Consider the following 15145-nt stretch of genomic DNA (forward strand, 5'->3'; position numbering starts at 1 on the left):
TCGAGAAATGGAGCGCGGATCACTAAAAATGGAGCGGAATAGCGAAAGGTGGAGCTCCGATCACTAAAAATGGAGCGCAAATAGCGAGAGGTGAAGCACTTATCAACAAGAACAAAACAGTTATTTTTCTAAAGGGGAAAACTATCAACAGAAATAGCGTAGTTGTACACAAAAGTGGTTGAGAAATTAACAAACTTGCAACGGTTATCAACAAAATTAGGAACAAATCCACAATCTTCTGCAAAAATATCGATGGTATAATACTGCCTACAGATTAAACCTCGAAAACTGAAACTATGAGGTTGTGACAAGAAATACATCTGTCTCAAAAATTCTTTAACTTTACTTCTTTGTTAAATACCTTGCATATACTGGATGAAGTAAACGAGCTTTATTCTCTTTCGTTGAACTTATGACAAATATTATAAAATTTCCGGGAGCAGATGTATCTATAGGCTCTTTAGCGATGATAAACGATCTCCTCTTATTACAGTCATATAACAAAATTGATAAAATTCTAATAATTCGTAAAATAAAGGTATACTTTTGAGGAGGGTGATGAAATGAAAACAGGATGGCTGAAAGTGACCACAGGTTTTGCGGCGGCTGCAGGTGCATTTATGGTGGCTGGATCGGCTGTACAAGCTGAAGGTGTTGATCGGAATGATTATTTGATCGGTTTCGACCAGAATGTAGGTAACGGAGAGGTACAAGCTGTTCAAGCACAGGATGGTGAAGTACACCACGAATATGAATATATGAATGTACTACACGTAACGCTGCCTGATCAAGCTGTAGAAGGCTTGAGCAATAACCCGAACATTGCCTTTATTGAAGAGGATGCTGAATATGAAAAAGCCGGTACACCTGCCCCATGGGGTGTAGATCACTTGGATGGACCGGATATCCATAACACCGGAATCACAGGTGACAACGTGGATGTGGCTGTGCTGGACACCGGGATCGACGGCAGTCATCATGATTTGAACGTGGTTGGTGGGGAAAGTTTCGTATCGGGCGAGCCGGATCCAATGAATGACGAGAACGGTCACGGCACTCATGTCGCCGGAACAGTAGCTGCTCTCGACAATGGGACAGGCTTACTCGGAATGGCGCCGGACGTTGATCTGCATGCGGTGAAAGTGCTCGGTGCTGACGGTGGCGGGACGTTGAGCGGTATTGCCCAGGGTATTGAATGGGCGATCACAAATGATATGGATGTCATTAATATGAGTTTAGGCGGCGATTTCGGGTCACAGGCTTTAGAAGAGGCGAGTGATAATGCAGAAGCTGCAGGTGTTATGAATATCGCTGCAGCCGGAAACTCAGGTGAAAGCTGGTTCGGCGGAAGTACGATTGGGTACCCAGCAGCCTATGATTCGGTGATGGCAGTTGGTGCAACGGATGAAAACGATCAGCGCGCGAGCTTCTCAAGCGTGGGCGACAGCTTGGAAATTATGGCCCCGGGCGTAAATATTAATAGCACATACCCTGGAAACACTTATGAATCTCTTAATGGGACTTCAATGGCCTCTCCACATGTGGCTGGAGCTGCTGCACTGATGCTTGATGACGACCCTTCGTTATCCAACGACGACATAAGAAATCAACTGAATGATAATGCTGAACCACTCGGAAGTGCTTTTTACTACGGTAACGGCTTGGTTGATCTAGAGGGTATTCTTGAATATTAAGACATGATAAAACCCCGCCGCAGTTAAGCTGCGTCGGGGTTCTACATAAATAAATCTAACCTTCGAGTGGTAGATCTGAGGAAGAAGTTTCAAATGTTGGATCATCGGCTAAATCCGCCTGTGGCATCGATGCACCAAATGCTCCAATAGCACCTAACATAAACGCAAAAATAAAAAGCTTTTTCATATAAATACCGCCTTCCTATTTGAAATGTATAAAAATTCTAACAAATGAAAAGTTGTTTACCAATGTTTATAATCCGGCCGTTCGTGTGATGAACTGACGTACAAGCCTTCATAGGTTTCTAATTGAAAGCCTGACGAAAAAAATATTACATTTGTTATAACCACCGCCTGATCAAAGGAGGAAGATGCATGGATCAAGCAAAAACTGCCCTGGGGGCCGAAGTCCGCCGCTTACGTGAAAAAAGACGATTAACCCAACAGAGTTTAGCCACAATCAATTTGTCACAAGCTGCCCTAAGTAAAATTGAAAAAGGTATATATACCCCGAACCTTGAGACACTGCAGTATCTGGCTGGAGCCTTAAATGTGACGATTGATCACTTTTTAAATATTCTTCAATTTGATAATCCAGAGTATGTCGAAACGACTGTCAATTATATTGAGGAGCTGATGGCAGATCATCAGTATGAAGCACTTGTCAGGCTCACAAAACAAGAATTGCAGAGCCGCAGCCGCAAGATGGACGAGTCTTGGTATACATTGTTTTTAGAAAGAGCCTATTGGCATGCAGCGTACTTTTTAGGTAAGAAGAAAGCTGATGAATGTATTGATCATTTAAAAGACCTTGCTTATAAGTCAAGTGTAACTGCAGAACGCTTTGAAGGTTTGAACTCAAAAGTTTTAAGCTCAATTGCAATTTTACTGGCAGAAGAGCAAAAATTTGAAGAGAGCCTTTCATATTTTGAAAAATCCCTTGAAGAGATTCCGCAGGATACATTAAAGCATCCAGGCCGTGATCTTAGAATTTATCAAATTCGCATTTTATACAATCAAGTAAATGTGTTGTATGACCTCGGAAATCACGAAGCTGCTTTAGCTAGGGTAAATGAAGGTTTGAGACTATCTAAAAAATACGAGAGTGCTGCACTCGCGGGACAGCTGTATTATTATCGAGGACAGTGCTTAGAGCATACAAAAGGAACTTTTAAAGAGATTAAGTCGTGTTACGAAAAAGCACTGTTGTTTTTTGAGTTCCTTGATAAAAAGATGTATATAGAAAGAGTAAAGAACTTGAAAAGTGAGTACATAAACACATGTGAGTAGGATGATGATAGTCATATAAATTCTCATACATCTCAAAGTAATTAAACTTTGAGATGTAAAATTTGCTGGGGGCCTTTTGGGCCTTCATAAACTTCGTTGTTATCTACAAACCCTGCATTGAGATAAAGGTTAATCGCAGGTTCGTTTTTTTGATTGACCCCTAATACAACTTCATTAATTGCAGGAAGGTTTGTATTTATATAGTCTGGAAGCAGTTGCAGCCCTTTCTTAGCCAAGCCTTTTCCTTGATGTTTATAGTCGATTGAAAAAGAGGTGAGCAGGCAGGCGGCTTGGCTCTCCGTGTACGTTTTTCGTTTCTCACCATGCTCTAAAGCAAAATAACCAACAGGCACATTGTTTTCAAGAATGATCACGTGGATCGTTTTAGCAGGCTGTGTCGGCTCGTGAATTTTATCTAAAGGCAGGCGGCTGAATAAAGATTGTTCTTCAGGTAAATAAAATTGTTTCAAAGCCGCTTCGTATTTTTGATCATACGAAACGAGCTTGACGGTCGACTCATGAAAATCAGCTGTCATCAAAACCCTCCATCTCTGGGTCACACACAGAGTTATAAATACTTATTCTCCCGCTTGATTTTCTTTTTCCATTAGTTTCTTAACTGTCGGTTTTGGCTCCCAACAGTTAAATTGATACGTCGGCTTCGTTTCATAGCCGAGGCGGATGCAGTGATATTTCATACCATCGGCTGTTTTATCTGTACCAAAATGAATACACGTAGCGCAGCAGTGAAAGCGGTTCGCCACCAGTAATCCTCCTTTGCTCGTTTTGTCGCATCTTTGATCCCCATGCTATCCTTAAGCAAAGTGAAGATCAAGCCCGAGGAGGGAAATAAATGACAGCGCATTTACGAGAGTTGTACAGAACAGCTTATGCTGCAGACCCGGCAGCGGTAGATGATATAACAGTTTATGAATGGTTTATGGATAATACACAGCATGTGTTTGGCATTTTAAAAGAAGCGCTTCCTGAACGAGAGAAGTCTGTACTCCAGGCATTTCTTTCACCTGTTCCCCCGTACCGGCTTTATCCGGAAGAAGCGGACCATCGCTGGTATCGAAGGTTATTTCAAACTGCGGATGAAATGAAGAAGTCATATCGATTTGTGCACTTTGCTATTAAACAAGCTGTAGATGATTACTTCGCCATGCAAGAAGCGCTGCGAACATTGAGTGAAGCTCCTGCAGCTGTTGTATGGTTTGATGACGTGAGCGGCGTGGTTGTGCTAGAAGGTGAAGAAGGTGAGCATGTAGTAAAAGCAGACGTACAAGCAGCAGTAGAGGCGTTGCAGGTCGATTTTTTGATTGATATGACAGCGCTGCTTGGACGTGTGCATCAACCAGATGTATTTCCACAACACGCATCAACCGATGAACGCCGGCTGTTACATTCTTTACCCCGGCAGGAGCGTGTTATTACAGTTCCAGAAGCAGCGACGCATGCCTTGTTTCAACAAGCGCCGAAACCGATGCAGCAGCTTGCAGCAAGTATTTTCACTGATCCGGTTGATGAAGAGTTAAAGCAGACCATTGCTGTGTATTTAACATGTCAAATGAATGCTTCGTCAGCCGCGAAACAGCTACACGTACACCGTAATACACTGCAGCACCGGCTTGAGCGGTACCAAGCAGCGACAGGTGTGGATTTACGTTCGTTTGCAGAAGCATCGGCAGCTTATATGACCATTGCTGCTGAACATAGAGACAGTTAATGTGCACATTGTTCAACATTAAGTTATGAATTTTGTGACATTTGTTGATCGAATTTATTTATGAAAGCGCCTACAATAAATGTAACAGAGATGAAAGATACATAAGGAGGCGCTCAAATGGCAGAGTTAAAGCTGGATCATGTCTATAAAATCTTCGATGGTGATGTAACTGCCGTATCGGATTTTAATTTAAATATTGAGGACGAAGAATTTATTGTTTTTGTCGGTCCATCCGGGTGCGGAAAATCAACAACATTGCGGATGATTGCAGGGCTTGAAGGGATTTCAGATGGAGACTTTTATATTGATGATAAGCGGATGAACGATGTGTCACCAAAAGATCGTGACATCGCGATGGTGTTTCAAAACTATGCCCTTTATCCTCATATGAATGTATTTGATAACATGGCCTTCGGCTTGAAGCTGCGGAAGTTTCCAAAAGAAGATATTAAAAAGCGGGTAGAGGAAGCAAGCGATATTCTAGGCTTGCGCGATTTACTAGACCGCAAACCGAAAGCTTTATCCGGTGGTCAGCGTCAGCGGGTAGCGCTCGGCCGCGCAATTGTAAGAAATCCAAAAGTCTTCTTAATGGATGAGCCGCTTTCCAACCTTGATGCAAAGCTACGTGTGCAGATGCGCTCAGAAATTATTAAACTGCACCAGCAGCTAAAAACGACAACAGTTTATGTGACGCACGACCAGACCGAGGCAATGACGATGGCTTCGCGCATTGTCATTATGAAAGACGGTGTGATTCAGCAGATCGGAGCGCCGCGTGAAGTCTATACCTATCCTGAAAATGTGTTTGTCGGCGGGTTTATTGGTTCACCATCGATGAACTTTTTAACAGGTCAATTAGAAAATGACTTATTTAAAATTGGTGAGCGGTCGTTAAAGATTCCTGAAGGTAAGTTAAAAGCGCTGCGCGACAGTGGTTACGAAAGCGGGGCAGAAATCATTCTTGGCATCCGCCCGGAAGATCTGCATGACGAGCAGGTATTTTTGGATACAATGCCGGAGGCTAAAGCAGATGTTTCGATCGATCTAGCAGAGTTGACAGGTTCTGAGCTTGTTTTGTATACGAAAATTGCAGAGCAGAACATCGTAGCAATCGTCAATCCAAGAAGCAACATCTATCAAGGTGATCAAATTGAGCTCGGCTTTGACTTAAACAAAGCTCATTTCTTTGACCCGGCCACAGAGCAGCGGATCAAAGGCTAACCATAGGTGTTCCCCCTTCACCATATATCAATCAACCGTCCTGCAGTTGCAGGGCGGTTGATGTCGTTTAGCGATCAGCTGCATATCGCCTCGTACGAACGAACAGATGGAGCGAGCGGAGAGAGCGGTTGAGCGTGAGAAGAGAGCGGTTGAGCGTGAGAAGAGAGCGGTCGAGCATGAGAAGAGAGCGGTTGAGCATGAGAAGAGAGCGGTCGAGCGTGAGAAGAGAGCGGTCGAGCATGAGAAGAGAGCGGTTGAGCATGAGAAGAGAGCGGTCGAGCGTGAGAAGAGAGCGGTCGAGCGTGAGAAGAGAGCGGTTGAGCATGAGAAGAGAGCGGTCGAGCATGAGAAGAGAGCGGTCGAGTATCTGCGCCGACTCCAAGGCCATTACAAGTCATCGTGGCACAAAAAAGTACACCAGCCAGATGAGGCCGGTGTACTTTTTTATACAGCAAGCAGCAGAACGTAATTGGCTAAGAATAATAAAGCGATGACATACATGGCCGGCGATACGGTGCGCATCCGGCCCATCGCCATTTTTAAAATCGGGTAGGCGATAAATCCGAAGGCAATACCGTCGGCGATGGAGTATGTGAGCGGGATCAAGCCGACGGTGAAATAAGCTGGAAACCATTCCGCTGGGTCATCGAGCGGGATGTGGACAACCTGCTGGGCCATTAAGCCGCCAACGATAATTAATATCGGCGCAATCGCTGCATTTGGAATCATAGCAATCACCGGGGCGAAAACGATGGAGGCGCCAAACAGGACTGCGACGACAAGCGGCGTAAGGCCGGTGCGTCCGCCGGCTGCCATACCGGAGGCACTCTCCACCACAGGAATCGTGGGAGATGTGCCAAAGACGCCGCAGGATAGTGCGGTGACCGAGCTAGATTGATAAGCTTTCGTCATTGATTTATTTTTCGGCAGCAGCCCGGCAAGCAGGCCGAGTGTTTCAAAGATTAAGAGCATCGTCATTGAAAATACCGCGGTCCAGAATGGAATCTGCCACGCTGCGGAAAAGTCAGCAGAACTCAACACGGAAAAGTATCCGTTGAAAGAGGCAGTCCCGGCGTCACCGCTTCCAGACGGGAGTACGAATAAAGCTGCTGCCCCGGTGATCATAAGGCCGATCAAGAATCCGCCCCGGACGCCGCGGACGACGAGGATCAGCATAACGACGAGGCCACTGAGTGTTACAAGAGCAGCTGGGTCGGCGAGTGAGCCGAGCGTCACAAATGTTTCCGCATCACCGGTAACTAACCCGCCCATCTGCAGGCCGATAAAGGTTAAAAAGATCCCGACCCCGGCGGTGATCCCTTTTTTTAAGGAATCTGGTACGGCAGCAGCCAGCATCGGTGCGATCGGTGTGAAGGCAGCGATCATAAACAAGATGCCGCTTAAAATGACGACGGCAAGGCCTTGCTGCCACGTTAAGCCTAAGCTTTCAACTAACGTATAAGCGAAAAAGGCGTTAATGCCCATCCCTGGGGTGAGGATGAGTGGGGCGTTTCCCCAAAAGGCAATAATGACACAGCCGAAGACGGTGGCAAGAATTGTCGCCATCAAGGCAAAGCCGTATGGGATGCCGGCATCGGATAAAATGGCGGGGTTGACCGCTAAAATGTAGGCGACTGTGAAAAACGCAGTGAGCCCAGCTGTAAGCTCCTGGCGGATGGTGGTTTCGTTTTCTTGCAGCTGAAAAAGTTTTTGAAACATAACCCTGCTCCTTTCCTGTTTACTGAAGGCGGAAAGAAAAAAAGCTACAAGCTTTCCGCCATGTTCAGCAGAAAGCTCGTAGCCAGGGGATGTTACGGTTCCTGATAGATACCTCGGACCCTTATTGTCCAAGTTATACGAGCTGTGTCATAGTTGTTCCTATCGTGTTATACCGCAAATTTAAGCTGAATGCAACCGTTTAGCTTTCCCGAGTTCCACGCAGGAGCCAGGCGATCACAATTGCGAGGCCGAGAGAAGCTGTTAAGCCAATGGCAGTGCTTCCGGTGGCCCCGGTTAAAATGAAGCCTGCAATGGATGTCGCGGCAACGATCAAAGCGTAAGGCAGCTGCGTTAAGACGTGATCGATATGGTGGCTGCCTGCACCAGTACTTGAGAGAATTGTTGTATCTGAAATCGGCGAACAGTGGTCACCAAAGATTGAACCGGCCAACACAGAGGCGAGCATGACAAGCATCATGGATGGATCGATGACTGCAGCCATTTCGCCTGCGATCGGAAGCAGGAGGCCGAATGAACCCCAGCTTGTGCCGGTTGAAAAGGCCATAAAGCCGGCAACAACAAAGAGGACAGCCGGGAGCCACATTGGTGCAATGGCACCATCAACGACACCTGCCAAATATTCACCTGTACCAAGGGCATCAATAAAGGCGGCAATCGTCCAAGCAAACAGCAGAATGTAGACAGCCGGCAGCATCGATTGGATACCGGCACCCGTTGTGCGTGCAAGCTCACGGCCTGCTGGTTTGTACGTCAATGTGAGGCCAACCGCAGTTAGCACGCCAATGGCACCACCGTATAAGAGAGACGTTGCGACATCAGTATCTGCAAACATATCGAGAATCCCTGCACCACTGCCGGCGGCTTGGGCACCAGTCCAAAGCATGAAGAAAACGGTGCTTCCAATTAAAACAATAATAGGCACAACTAAATCCCTTACGCGGCCTGTGTGCACAGCTTCTGTCTGGCCGCCGCCAGGTACTGCGCCCCGGGCAGGGTTTAAAAGTTCGCCGGTATTTAAGGCACGTGTTTCATGCGTTTTCATCGGACCGATATTGACGCGCCAAACAATGACAAGAAATGCAAAAAGAATTGCGGTTAAGGCATAAAAGTTCATCGGAATCATGTAAATGAATGCTTCAAACCCAGAGTAAGCGGTAATACCTTCATCAGCTAAAATGCCGGCGATGATTGTGATAATATAAGCGCCCCAGCTCGAAAGCGGCGCAAGAACACAAATTGGCGCGGCAGCTGAATCTACAATATAGGCAAGCTTCGCCCGTGAAACGCGGAAACGATCCGTTGCAGGCCGGCTTACCTGCCCGACAGTTAAGCTGTTAAAGTAATCATCAATAAAGACAATGATACCAAACAAGAGGGTTGCAGCTTGAGCGCCGGCCCGTGTTTTCACGCGGCGCAGCGCCCATTCTCCAAAGGCTCTACTCCCGCCGGTGTAAGTGATGAGCGCAGTCATAATCCCAAGCATAAATAAAAACAATAAAATATAAAGCTCCCATGTATTTAACGCACCGTCTGTATAGAAAAAGCCGGTAATTGTTAAAGCAATGTCGCTTATGGCTGCCGCTGGATTACCGTCGTGTACAATAAACGCTGCTGCGATAATTCCGGCACCAAGAGAGAGCAGCACCCGGCGGGTTAAAAGAATTAAACCGAGCGCGATTAACGGGGGAATGACAGACCAAAAATTCGGTTCTTCCATGATGAATCTCCTTTCTACGCTTTGTTTCAACAATAAAAAAAGTGACAGGCAGAGCCTGTCACTTTCAACCGAACGCACTTTCCGAACAGTGACCAGCAGCCCTCCACAGCTGTAACGCTGTGACAGAAAAAGACTTGTTCAGCCATTTTTCCAGCCCGCTTTCTCCGGAGTGAGTCAGCAAAGCTTCGGCGGTACGCCCTTTTTGCAAATGAGAATCTCTCCGTTCATTCATCTGCATACTGATGCGGCCCGCGCCTCTGCCTCACTTGTCTAGCGGTGAGGCGGTCGAATTCTTTTGTCACACGAAAAGGATTGTATCAAATTCTTTCACTTAAGAAAAGAGAAGAATTTTAGGTTGTAGAAGTTTCCTGCGAAGGTGTCTGTCCGGCGAGTATTGCTTCAATGGCTTGGGCAACGCCATCTTCATCATGGTGGGCAGTGACATAATCTGCAGCTTCTTTTACATCAGGATTGGCGTTACCCATCGCAACACTTGTACCGGCTGCTTGAAACATTGATAAATCGTTGTAGCTGTCGCCAATGACGACCGTTTCCTCAATAGAGGTGTTTAACGTTGGCAAGAGCCGTTTTAATCCGGTGCCTTTTTCTGCTTCAGGCGCCATAATTTCAATGTTCTCTTTGCCGGAAGAGGTGATAAGCACGCCGCCGTGTTCATCCCAAACCGTAGAAATCGTTTCTAGCTTGTCAGAAAACAAAGAAACGACGAGAAACTTATAAACCGTCATGTCAGATTCAATAATGGTGGAGGGGTTCGGAATTTCCTTTAAACCCAAGTTTTTTATATGCATATCTGCCTGGTTTTGAATGCTTTTTTTAACAGCTTCCGGGTCTTCATATGTTTTGGCAAAATGCTCCATTTCTTTTAAAAAGATATGGTAAGCCTCAGTTGTTGTGAAAATGCCTTCTTCTGTGAACATGTGATAGTAATAGTTATTGTCGCTAAGCCAGCTGGCAACATCGTAGGCGAGTTTTTGATTCATCGTAAAGCGGTGCAGAATTTCGTTACTTGTGCCGATAATCCCGCCATTAGCGCAGACAAAGCCATCACTTTCGACCCCGGCTTCAGCGAGTAGCCGCTTAGCATCATTCAAGCCTCGTCCGGTTGCAATAATAAACCGGCGTCCGTCTGCCTGCCATTTTTTTAGTGCTTCAGCGTTTGTTTGGCTGATTTTATTGTCGGAGGACAGCAGTGTGCCGTCCATATCAATTGCAATGCTCTCCATTTCATCACCTGCTTTTTTGGATATACTTTACTGTATCATATATTAAGTACATACGCAGATGACCGTGCCGTGAATTTTTGTGAAAAATGTGGACATCCCTCATAATAAAGGAGAAATGAAAACGCCGGAGGAGGTGAGCGGATGTTGAAAAAGTGGGGTCCGCTTTTATTATTAGGCGGCTTTCTTGCAGGGGGATTTTGGTACCTGCAAGGAGGAGATATAGAATGGCATCCTGAAGATGTACAGGCTTGGTTTTTGTCGTTTGGCTGGTGGGCGCCTTTGTTGTATATATTGTTTTATGCGCTTCGTCCGCTCGTACTCTTTCCTTCGTCATTGTATGCGATGGCTGGCGGTCTCGCATTTGGTTTATGGGCAGTACCGCTCACATATATTGGCTCTGTGACTGGTTCTACCATTGCTTTTTGGATTTCGCGTTTGGCCGGGTTTCGGATCGTTCGCGCGAAGTGGACCGGGCGTATGGCGGTGGTACAGCGGCAGCTTGAGAAAAACGGGTTTTATTACATTTTGTTTTTGCGCTTGATACCGGTGCTTAACTTTGACATCGTCAGTTATTTAAGCGGGATATCGAAAGTGAAGTATCGCTCATTTCTCGCCGCAACACTTGTTGGCATTATTCCGGGAGCTTTCGGCTTCACCTTTTTAGGTGCGGGGGTCGTGGAGGGAGAGCCTACAATTTTTATCATTGGCATTTCGGTCATTATCGTGATGCTTTTGATTCCGGTCATTGTACGTAAAAAAGCAAAAGGCCGGGCGGCGGAATGGATAGACACTACGGAAGAAAAAAACCCTAAGCAGCCATGAAGCTGCTTAGGGTTTTTTGCGCATTCAGCCAGTTCGTTTAACGTACAGGGTCGTGGGCAAGGGCTTGTTCAAGGGTTAAGTAGGTTTGAATGCCCTCCATTGGAATGCCTAAGTGCACAATTGTTTGAGAAAGTTCAGGTCGTACACCAGAGACACTGACTTGAATACCAAGCAGTTTCAATGCTTGAAGCAAGTTTAAAAGGTGTTTAGCAAACTCGGTGTTAATACGGTGCATACCAGATAGATCAATGATGATGTAATTTAAGTCCATGTTGGCAGCGCGGTCAAGGGTGTGCTGTTGAATATAGTGTGATCGCTCATGGTCCATATCGCCGATAATCGGAAGTACAGCAACATCCGTTTTTACAGGGACAAGTGGTACAGATAACTCCTGCAGTACTTGTCTTGTATAATCAAGCGTCTGCATCTGCGAGCTCACAAACGTCTTGCTGATCGTCATAAAAGCTTCATCAATCGCTTCGTTCATAAAGCCTAGAATTTCAAATATTGTTTCGATAGATGCATCCTTTGATTTCAGTACATCTTTAATTGCCGTGCGGATCGTCTGGCGATAATACGGAATTAAATGAATCACTTGATCCAATGTATAGCCAGCCGAGGTCAACTTTTCGGTCATTTGCTTGACCCAAGTTTGAAGCTCTTCAGTTCCACAGTTTCCTTGAAATCCATTACCGACGGCGGTGAAAAACTCGTACCCTTTACGTCCGAGGACGTCATCGTTTTGTAGGCTGAATGCGTTATACAGATGGGGATCATGTGTATGTAATTCATTTTTTGTTTCTGTATTCAAGGTTTCGCTGTTTTCTTTAATAAAAGTTCCCACCGCGTAGTGAATCTCGTTGTTTTCTGTCATCGTTAACTGCTCCTTTATAGGCAAATAAAATTTTACGGTCAAAACCTTTCTCGTGGGCGTTACCCGAATCTGAAACCCTTAAAACTAAAAAATCTCTTTTTAAAGTTTGTGAGAATCCTGCCCAATGTTCGCACAATTTTGATAACAATATCAAAAAGTATAAAAATGGCATTCGGAAGGATTTAAGATAGGCTCATGCGTGGTATCTTGTAATTACAGCTTCAGCAAAGATTAATCTCGAGGAGGACGATTACATGAATAAGAAGTTTCTTTACGCACTACTTTCCGGAATGCTTGCAACAAGTGTATTGGCTGCTTGCGGCGGAGACATGGATGACCTTGAAGAAAATGGCGGAATGGACGACGATGGCATGGAAGAAGACGGCGGCGATCTCGACGGCTAATTAAAAAAGTAAACGCGAAAGGCGCTCTAAACAGGGCGCCTTTCTTATATTGTAATAGTCTATTATCGAAAAATAGACTGAAGGAAAAACTTACATATTGGTAAACCCTTCCCCTCCCCTTACGTCTCAATCAACTTGTGGCACAATGTGAGACATGGAGGTGAGGAAACTGTGAAAAAATATATCACAGGTATAGCCGTAGGTGTAGCTGCAACCGCGGTTGCCCATACAGCAGCAGCAGAAACAGAGGTTGAGGTGCATACAGTGGCACCGGGAGAAAACGTCTGGAGCATTGCAGAGTCATACGATGTTTCAATCGATGCGCTCGACAGCTTCAACGGCATGTGGGGGAACCTCGAAGTCATTCACCCAGGTGAGACCCTGCATGTGCCGGAAGAATCCTCTCAGCCGGAGCAAGCAGATGATGAAACAACGGGCAGTGAACAAGCGGTAAATGAGCAGGATACACCTGCTGAAGACGAAGCATCGCATGAAGGTGCAGACAGTGAAGAAGCAGTAAATGAACAGGAAGAACCACAAGCAGCCGAGCCGGCAGAAGCGCCTTCTGAAGAAGAGGCAGGCAATAGTGAAGTTGAGTCAAGCGAAATGTCTGCATTTGAACAAGAAGTTGTTGACCTTACAAATGAAGAGCGTGCTGCACAAGGTCTAGCGCCTCTAGAGCCTCATAACGAGCTTGCTAATGTTGCAGAAATCAAGTCAGAAGACATGCGGGATAACAACTACTTTTCCCACGACAGCCCAACGTATGGCAGCCCGTTCGATATGCTGGAAACGTACGGTGTGAACTACCGGACAGCTGGTGAAAATATTGCAGCCGGACAGCGTACACCTGAAGAGGTAGTAGATGGCTGGATGAACTCTGACGGCCACCGTGCCAACATTCTTGATGAAAGCTACACGCACATCGGTATCGGTCACGCTGAAGGTGGAAGCTACCAACACTACTGGACACAAATGTTCTTAGCTGAATAATAGATAACTAGTAAAAAGCCCGCCGGCTCTGAGCCGACGGGCTTTTTAGTTCATAATATAAAATTATGAATTAGAAGCTATCACGGATGACCGCGTCTTCCCAAGAAAAGCGGAAGGACTGACGTGCATCTCCTGTTGCTTTACCGATTGCAATCAGCATCACAGGCTCATAGCGCTCTGGGATGTTGCAGGCTTCGCGCAGCTTGGCGCCGTCAAAGCCACCCATAGGTACGCTGTCGTAACCCTTTTCTTTAGCTGCAAGCATTAACTGCATACTTGCAAGGGAGGCGTTAATGAGTGCTTCATTGTGCCCGAATCCTTCATTATCGTAAGCACCGTGGATAGAAGCAACGACTTTATCCCGAATCTCTTCGGTCATGTCGCCTGCATCAACAGCTGCTTGAAAAACTGCTTCTGCATTGTGATTAGCTTCGCGGTCGCCAAGCACAGCAATTGTTACGTCACCGTCTGCCACTTGCTTTTGATTATAAGCAATCGGAAGAACTTCCTGCTTCTTTTCATCAGACTGAATGGCAAGAAACTTCCAATGCTGTAGGTTCCAAGAGGAAGGTGCTTCGATTGCTGCTTCAATGATCTCCTGTAAGTCTTCTTCAGGCATCGTGTGATCAGGATCAAACTTACGAATGGAACGGCGTTCTTTCATAATGTCTATTCCGCTCATGCGAAATCTCTCCTTTTTCCATACAAAGTGTACCGTTAGTGACTATGACATAACCTCAGCTGTTTTTTCAAATGATCTGCTTACATCGGTAACACGTACTGATAGATGGCAAAGAAATGGGTGCAGGAGCCGGCAAGCACAAAAATATGCCATACAGCGTGATGATAAGGAAAGCTGCGCCACATATAAAAGATGGTTCCAAGGGAATAAAAAAGCCCCCCAGTAATCAAGAGAACAAGGCCGCCGCTTGGCATTGATGCGGTAAGCGGACCCCAGGCGATCACAATGATCCAGCCCATCAAAATGTAAAAGAGCGTAGAAAGGAAAAGGAATCGCTTTACAAAAAAGGCTTTAAATACAATTCCAACAACAGCAATGCCCCAAACGACACCAAATAGCGTCCAGCTAAGTGTGCCGTCGATGACGTGAAACAGTAAAGGGGTATACGTTCCGGCAATAAACAAGTAAATGGAGGCGTGATCAAAAATCTCGAACAAGTTTTTCACTTTGCCGGCCGGAAAGCTGTGCAGCAAAGTTGATGAGACATATAAAAGCAGCATCGAAACGCCGTAGATCGACATTGTTACGATATGAAGAGATGTTGCCTCAAGTGCAGCGTAAACAACAAGAATGACAAGAGCGGCAACACTGAATAAGGCACCGATGCCATGTGTGATAGCGTTGGCGATTTCTTCGCGTTTGGAAAAGGTATGGGTTACGCCCATGAAAACCGTC

General features: G+C 45.8%; 17 protein-coding genes and 2 riboswitches. Of the genes, 8 read left to right on the forward strand and 9 right to left on the reverse strand.

Going from position 1 to position 15145, the window contains the following annotated elements; all coding sequences use genetic code 11:
• Positions 1–563 precede the first annotated feature (563 nt).
• Positions 564–1694, forward strand: coding sequence for a S8 family peptidase (locus B0H94_RS13020; protein ID WP_106589713.1), 1131 nt, complete (start codon positions 564–566; stop codon positions 1692–1694).
• 55 nt (positions 1695–1749) lie between these two features.
• Here B0H94_RS13020 and B0H94_RS15435 read toward each other — a convergent pair whose 3' ends face one another.
• Positions 1750–1881 (reverse strand): hypothetical protein, encoded by a 132-nt coding sequence (locus tag B0H94_RS15435; RefSeq protein WP_282432549.1) that lies wholly within the window; start codon positions 1879–1881, stop codon positions 1750–1752.
• Positions 1882–2069: 188 nt separating this feature from the next.
• On the opposite strand from B0H94_RS15435, the gene B0H94_RS13025 reads away from it, so the two are divergent.
• Positions 2070–2984 carry a helix-turn-helix domain-containing protein gene (locus B0H94_RS13025; RefSeq protein ID WP_106589714.1) on the forward strand — a complete coding sequence of 305 codons (915 nt, stop codon included), beginning with the start codon at positions 2070–2072 and terminating at the stop codon, positions 2982–2984.
• 41 nt (positions 2985–3025) lie between these two features.
• Here B0H94_RS13025 and B0H94_RS13030 read toward each other — a convergent pair whose 3' ends face one another.
• Positions 3026–3520: a GNAT family N-acetyltransferase gene (locus tag B0H94_RS13030; protein ID WP_106589715.1), complete on the reverse strand. Its 495-nt coding sequence runs from the start codon at positions 3518–3520 to the stop codon at positions 3026–3028.
• Between the two features lie 42 nt (positions 3521–3562).
• Complete coding sequence (locus B0H94_RS13035; RefSeq protein WP_106589716.1) at positions 3563–3748, reverse strand: hypothetical protein; 186 nt, start codon at positions 3746–3748, stop codon at positions 3563–3565.
• A gap of 89 nt (positions 3749–3837) precedes the next feature.
• Here B0H94_RS13035 and B0H94_RS13040 point away from each other — a divergent pair, with 89 nt between their 5' ends.
• The 3 genes from B0H94_RS13040 (at position 3838) to B0H94_RS13050 (ending at position 6403) form a co-directional block, all read left to right on the forward strand.
• On the forward strand, positions 3838–4713 hold the full coding sequence (locus B0H94_RS13040) for a PucR family transcriptional regulator (RefSeq protein ID WP_106589717.1): 876 nt from the start codon (positions 3838–3840) through the stop codon (positions 4711–4713).
• 117 nt (positions 4714–4830) lie between these two features.
• Positions 4831–5934, forward strand: a complete 1104-nt coding sequence (locus B0H94_RS13045; protein WP_106589718.1) for an ABC transporter ATP-binding protein — start codon at positions 4831–4833, stop codon at positions 5932–5934.
• Positions 5935–6040: 106 nt separating this feature from the next.
• Entirely contained in the window at positions 6041–6403 is a 363-nt protein-coding gene (locus B0H94_RS13050) for a hypothetical protein (protein WP_106589719.1), read from the forward strand.
• Here B0H94_RS13050 and B0H94_RS13055 read toward each other — a convergent pair.
• From B0H94_RS13055 to B0H94_RS13065, 3 genes are all read right to left on the reverse strand, one after another.
• Positions 6379–7653, reverse strand: a complete 1275-nt coding sequence (locus tag B0H94_RS13055; protein ID WP_106589749.1) for an NCS2 family permease — start codon at positions 7651–7653, stop codon at positions 6379–6381. The two genes, B0H94_RS13050 and B0H94_RS13055, sit on opposite strands and share 25 nt — an antisense overlap.
• A 59-nt stretch (positions 7654–7712) precedes the next feature.
• Positions 7713–7814: riboswitch (purine riboswitch) on the reverse strand.
• 38 nt (positions 7815–7852) lie between these two features.
• The gene (locus B0H94_RS13060; RefSeq protein WP_106589720.1) at positions 7853–9391 is read right to left on the reverse strand and encodes a Na+/H+ antiporter NhaC family protein; all 1539 of its coding nucleotides are present in this window, start codon (positions 9389–9391) and stop codon (positions 7853–7855) included.
• Positions 9392–9479: 88 nt separating this feature from the next.
• Positions 9480–9659: riboswitch (Lysine riboswitch) on the reverse strand.
• An 82-nt stretch (positions 9660–9741) separates the two neighbouring features.
• On the reverse strand, positions 9742–10635 hold the full coding sequence (locus tag B0H94_RS13065; protein WP_106589721.1) for a Cof-type HAD-IIB family hydrolase: 894 nt from the start codon (positions 10633–10635) through the stop codon (positions 9742–9744).
• 141 nt (positions 10636–10776) lie between these two features.
• Between B0H94_RS13065 and B0H94_RS13070 the strand changes: the two genes are divergently transcribed.
• Positions 10777–11457, forward strand: a complete 681-nt coding sequence (locus B0H94_RS13070) for a TVP38/TMEM64 family protein (protein ID WP_106589722.1) — start codon at positions 10777–10779, stop codon at positions 11455–11457.
• A 37-nt stretch (positions 11458–11494) separates the two neighbouring features.
• On the opposite strand, the gene B0H94_RS13075 is transcribed toward B0H94_RS13070, so the two are convergent.
• Entirely contained in the window at positions 11495–12331 is an 837-nt protein-coding gene (locus tag B0H94_RS13075) for an STAS domain-containing protein (RefSeq protein ID WP_106589723.1), read from the reverse strand.
• A gap of 254 nt (positions 12332–12585) precedes the next feature.
• On the opposite strand from B0H94_RS13075, the gene B0H94_RS15270 reads away from it, so the two are divergent.
• Complete coding sequence (locus B0H94_RS15270; protein WP_181315408.1) at positions 12586–12735, forward strand: hypothetical protein; 150 nt, start codon at positions 12586–12588, stop codon at positions 12733–12735.
• 171 nt (positions 12736–12906) lie between these two features.
• Positions 12907–13728 carry a CAP domain-containing protein gene (locus B0H94_RS13080; protein WP_146139953.1) on the forward strand — a complete coding sequence of 274 codons (822 nt, stop codon included), beginning with the start codon at positions 12907–12909 and terminating at the stop codon, positions 13726–13728.
• 70 nt (positions 13729–13798) lie between these two features.
• On the opposite strand, the gene B0H94_RS13085 is transcribed toward B0H94_RS13080, so the two are convergent.
• Positions 13799–14410 carry a nitroreductase family protein gene (locus B0H94_RS13085; RefSeq protein ID WP_106589725.1) on the reverse strand — a complete coding sequence of 204 codons (612 nt, stop codon included), beginning with the start codon at positions 14408–14410 and terminating at the stop codon, positions 13799–13801.
• 80 nt (positions 14411–14490) lie between these two features.
• Complete coding sequence (gene trhA, locus B0H94_RS13090) at positions 14491–15135, reverse strand: PAQR family membrane homeostasis protein TrhA (RefSeq protein WP_106589726.1); 645 nt, start codon at positions 15133–15135, stop codon at positions 14491–14493.
• Positions 15136–15145: the final 10 nt, after the last annotated feature.

Origin of the sequence: Salsuginibacillus halophilus (genome assembly GCF_003014715.1) — a bacterium.
Taxonomy (GTDB): Bacteria; Bacillota; Bacilli; order Bacillales; family Marinococcaceae; genus Salsuginibacillus; species Salsuginibacillus halophilus.

Bases quoted from the DNA above. Each gene is read 5' to 3' on its own strand.
- B0H94_RS13020 (WP_106589713.1), top strand. From the start codon at position 564: ATGAAAACAGGATGGCTGAAAGTGACCACAGGTTTTGCGGCGGCTGCA.
- B0H94_RS15435 (WP_282432549.1), bottom strand. From the start codon at position 1,881: ATGAAAAAGCTTTTTATTTTTGCGTTTATGTTAGGTGCTATTGGAGCA.
- B0H94_RS13025 (WP_106589714.1), top strand. From the start codon at position 2,070: ATGGATCAAGCAAAAACTGCCCTGGGGGCCGAAGTCCGCCGCTTACGT.
- B0H94_RS13030 (WP_106589715.1), bottom strand. From the start codon at position 3,520: ATGACAGCTGATTTTCATGAGTCGACCGTCAAGCTCGTTTCGTATGAT.
- B0H94_RS13040 (WP_106589717.1), top strand. From the start codon at position 3,838: ATGACAGCGCATTTACGAGAGTTGTACAGAACAGCTTATGCTGCAGAC.
- B0H94_RS13045 (WP_106589718.1), top strand. From the start codon at position 4,831: ATGGCAGAGTTAAAGCTGGATCATGTCTATAAAATCTTCGATGGTGAT.
- B0H94_RS13050 (WP_106589719.1), top strand. From the start codon at position 6,041: ATGGAGCGAGCGGAGAGAGCGGTTGAGCGTGAGAAGAGAGCGGTTGAG.
- B0H94_RS13055 (WP_106589749.1), bottom strand. From the start codon at position 7,653: ATGTTTCAAAAACTTTTTCAGCTGCAAGAAAACGAAACCACCATCCGC.
- B0H94_RS13060 (WP_106589720.1), bottom strand. From the start codon at position 9,391: ATGGAAGAACCGAATTTTTGGTCTGTCATTCCCCCGTTAATCGCGCTC.
- B0H94_RS13065 (WP_106589721.1), bottom strand. From the start codon at position 10,635: ATGGAGAGCATTGCAATTGATATGGACGGCACACTGCTGTCCTCCGAC.
- B0H94_RS13070 (WP_106589722.1), top strand. From the start codon at position 10,777: ATGTTGAAAAAGTGGGGTCCGCTTTTATTATTAGGCGGCTTTCTTGCA.
- B0H94_RS13075 (WP_106589723.1), bottom strand. From the start codon at position 12,331: ATGACAGAAAACAACGAGATTCACTACGCGGTGGGAACTTTTATTAAA.
- B0H94_RS15270 (WP_181315408.1), top strand. From the start codon at position 12,586: ATGAATAAGAAGTTTCTTTACGCACTACTTTCCGGAATGCTTGCAACA.
- B0H94_RS13085 (WP_106589725.1), bottom strand. From the start codon at position 14,410: ATGAGCGGAATAGACATTATGAAAGAACGCCGTTCCATTCGTAAGTTT.
- trhA (WP_106589726.1), bottom strand. From the start codon at position 15,135: ATGGGCGTAACCCATACCTTTTCCAAACGCGAAGAAATCGCCAACGCT.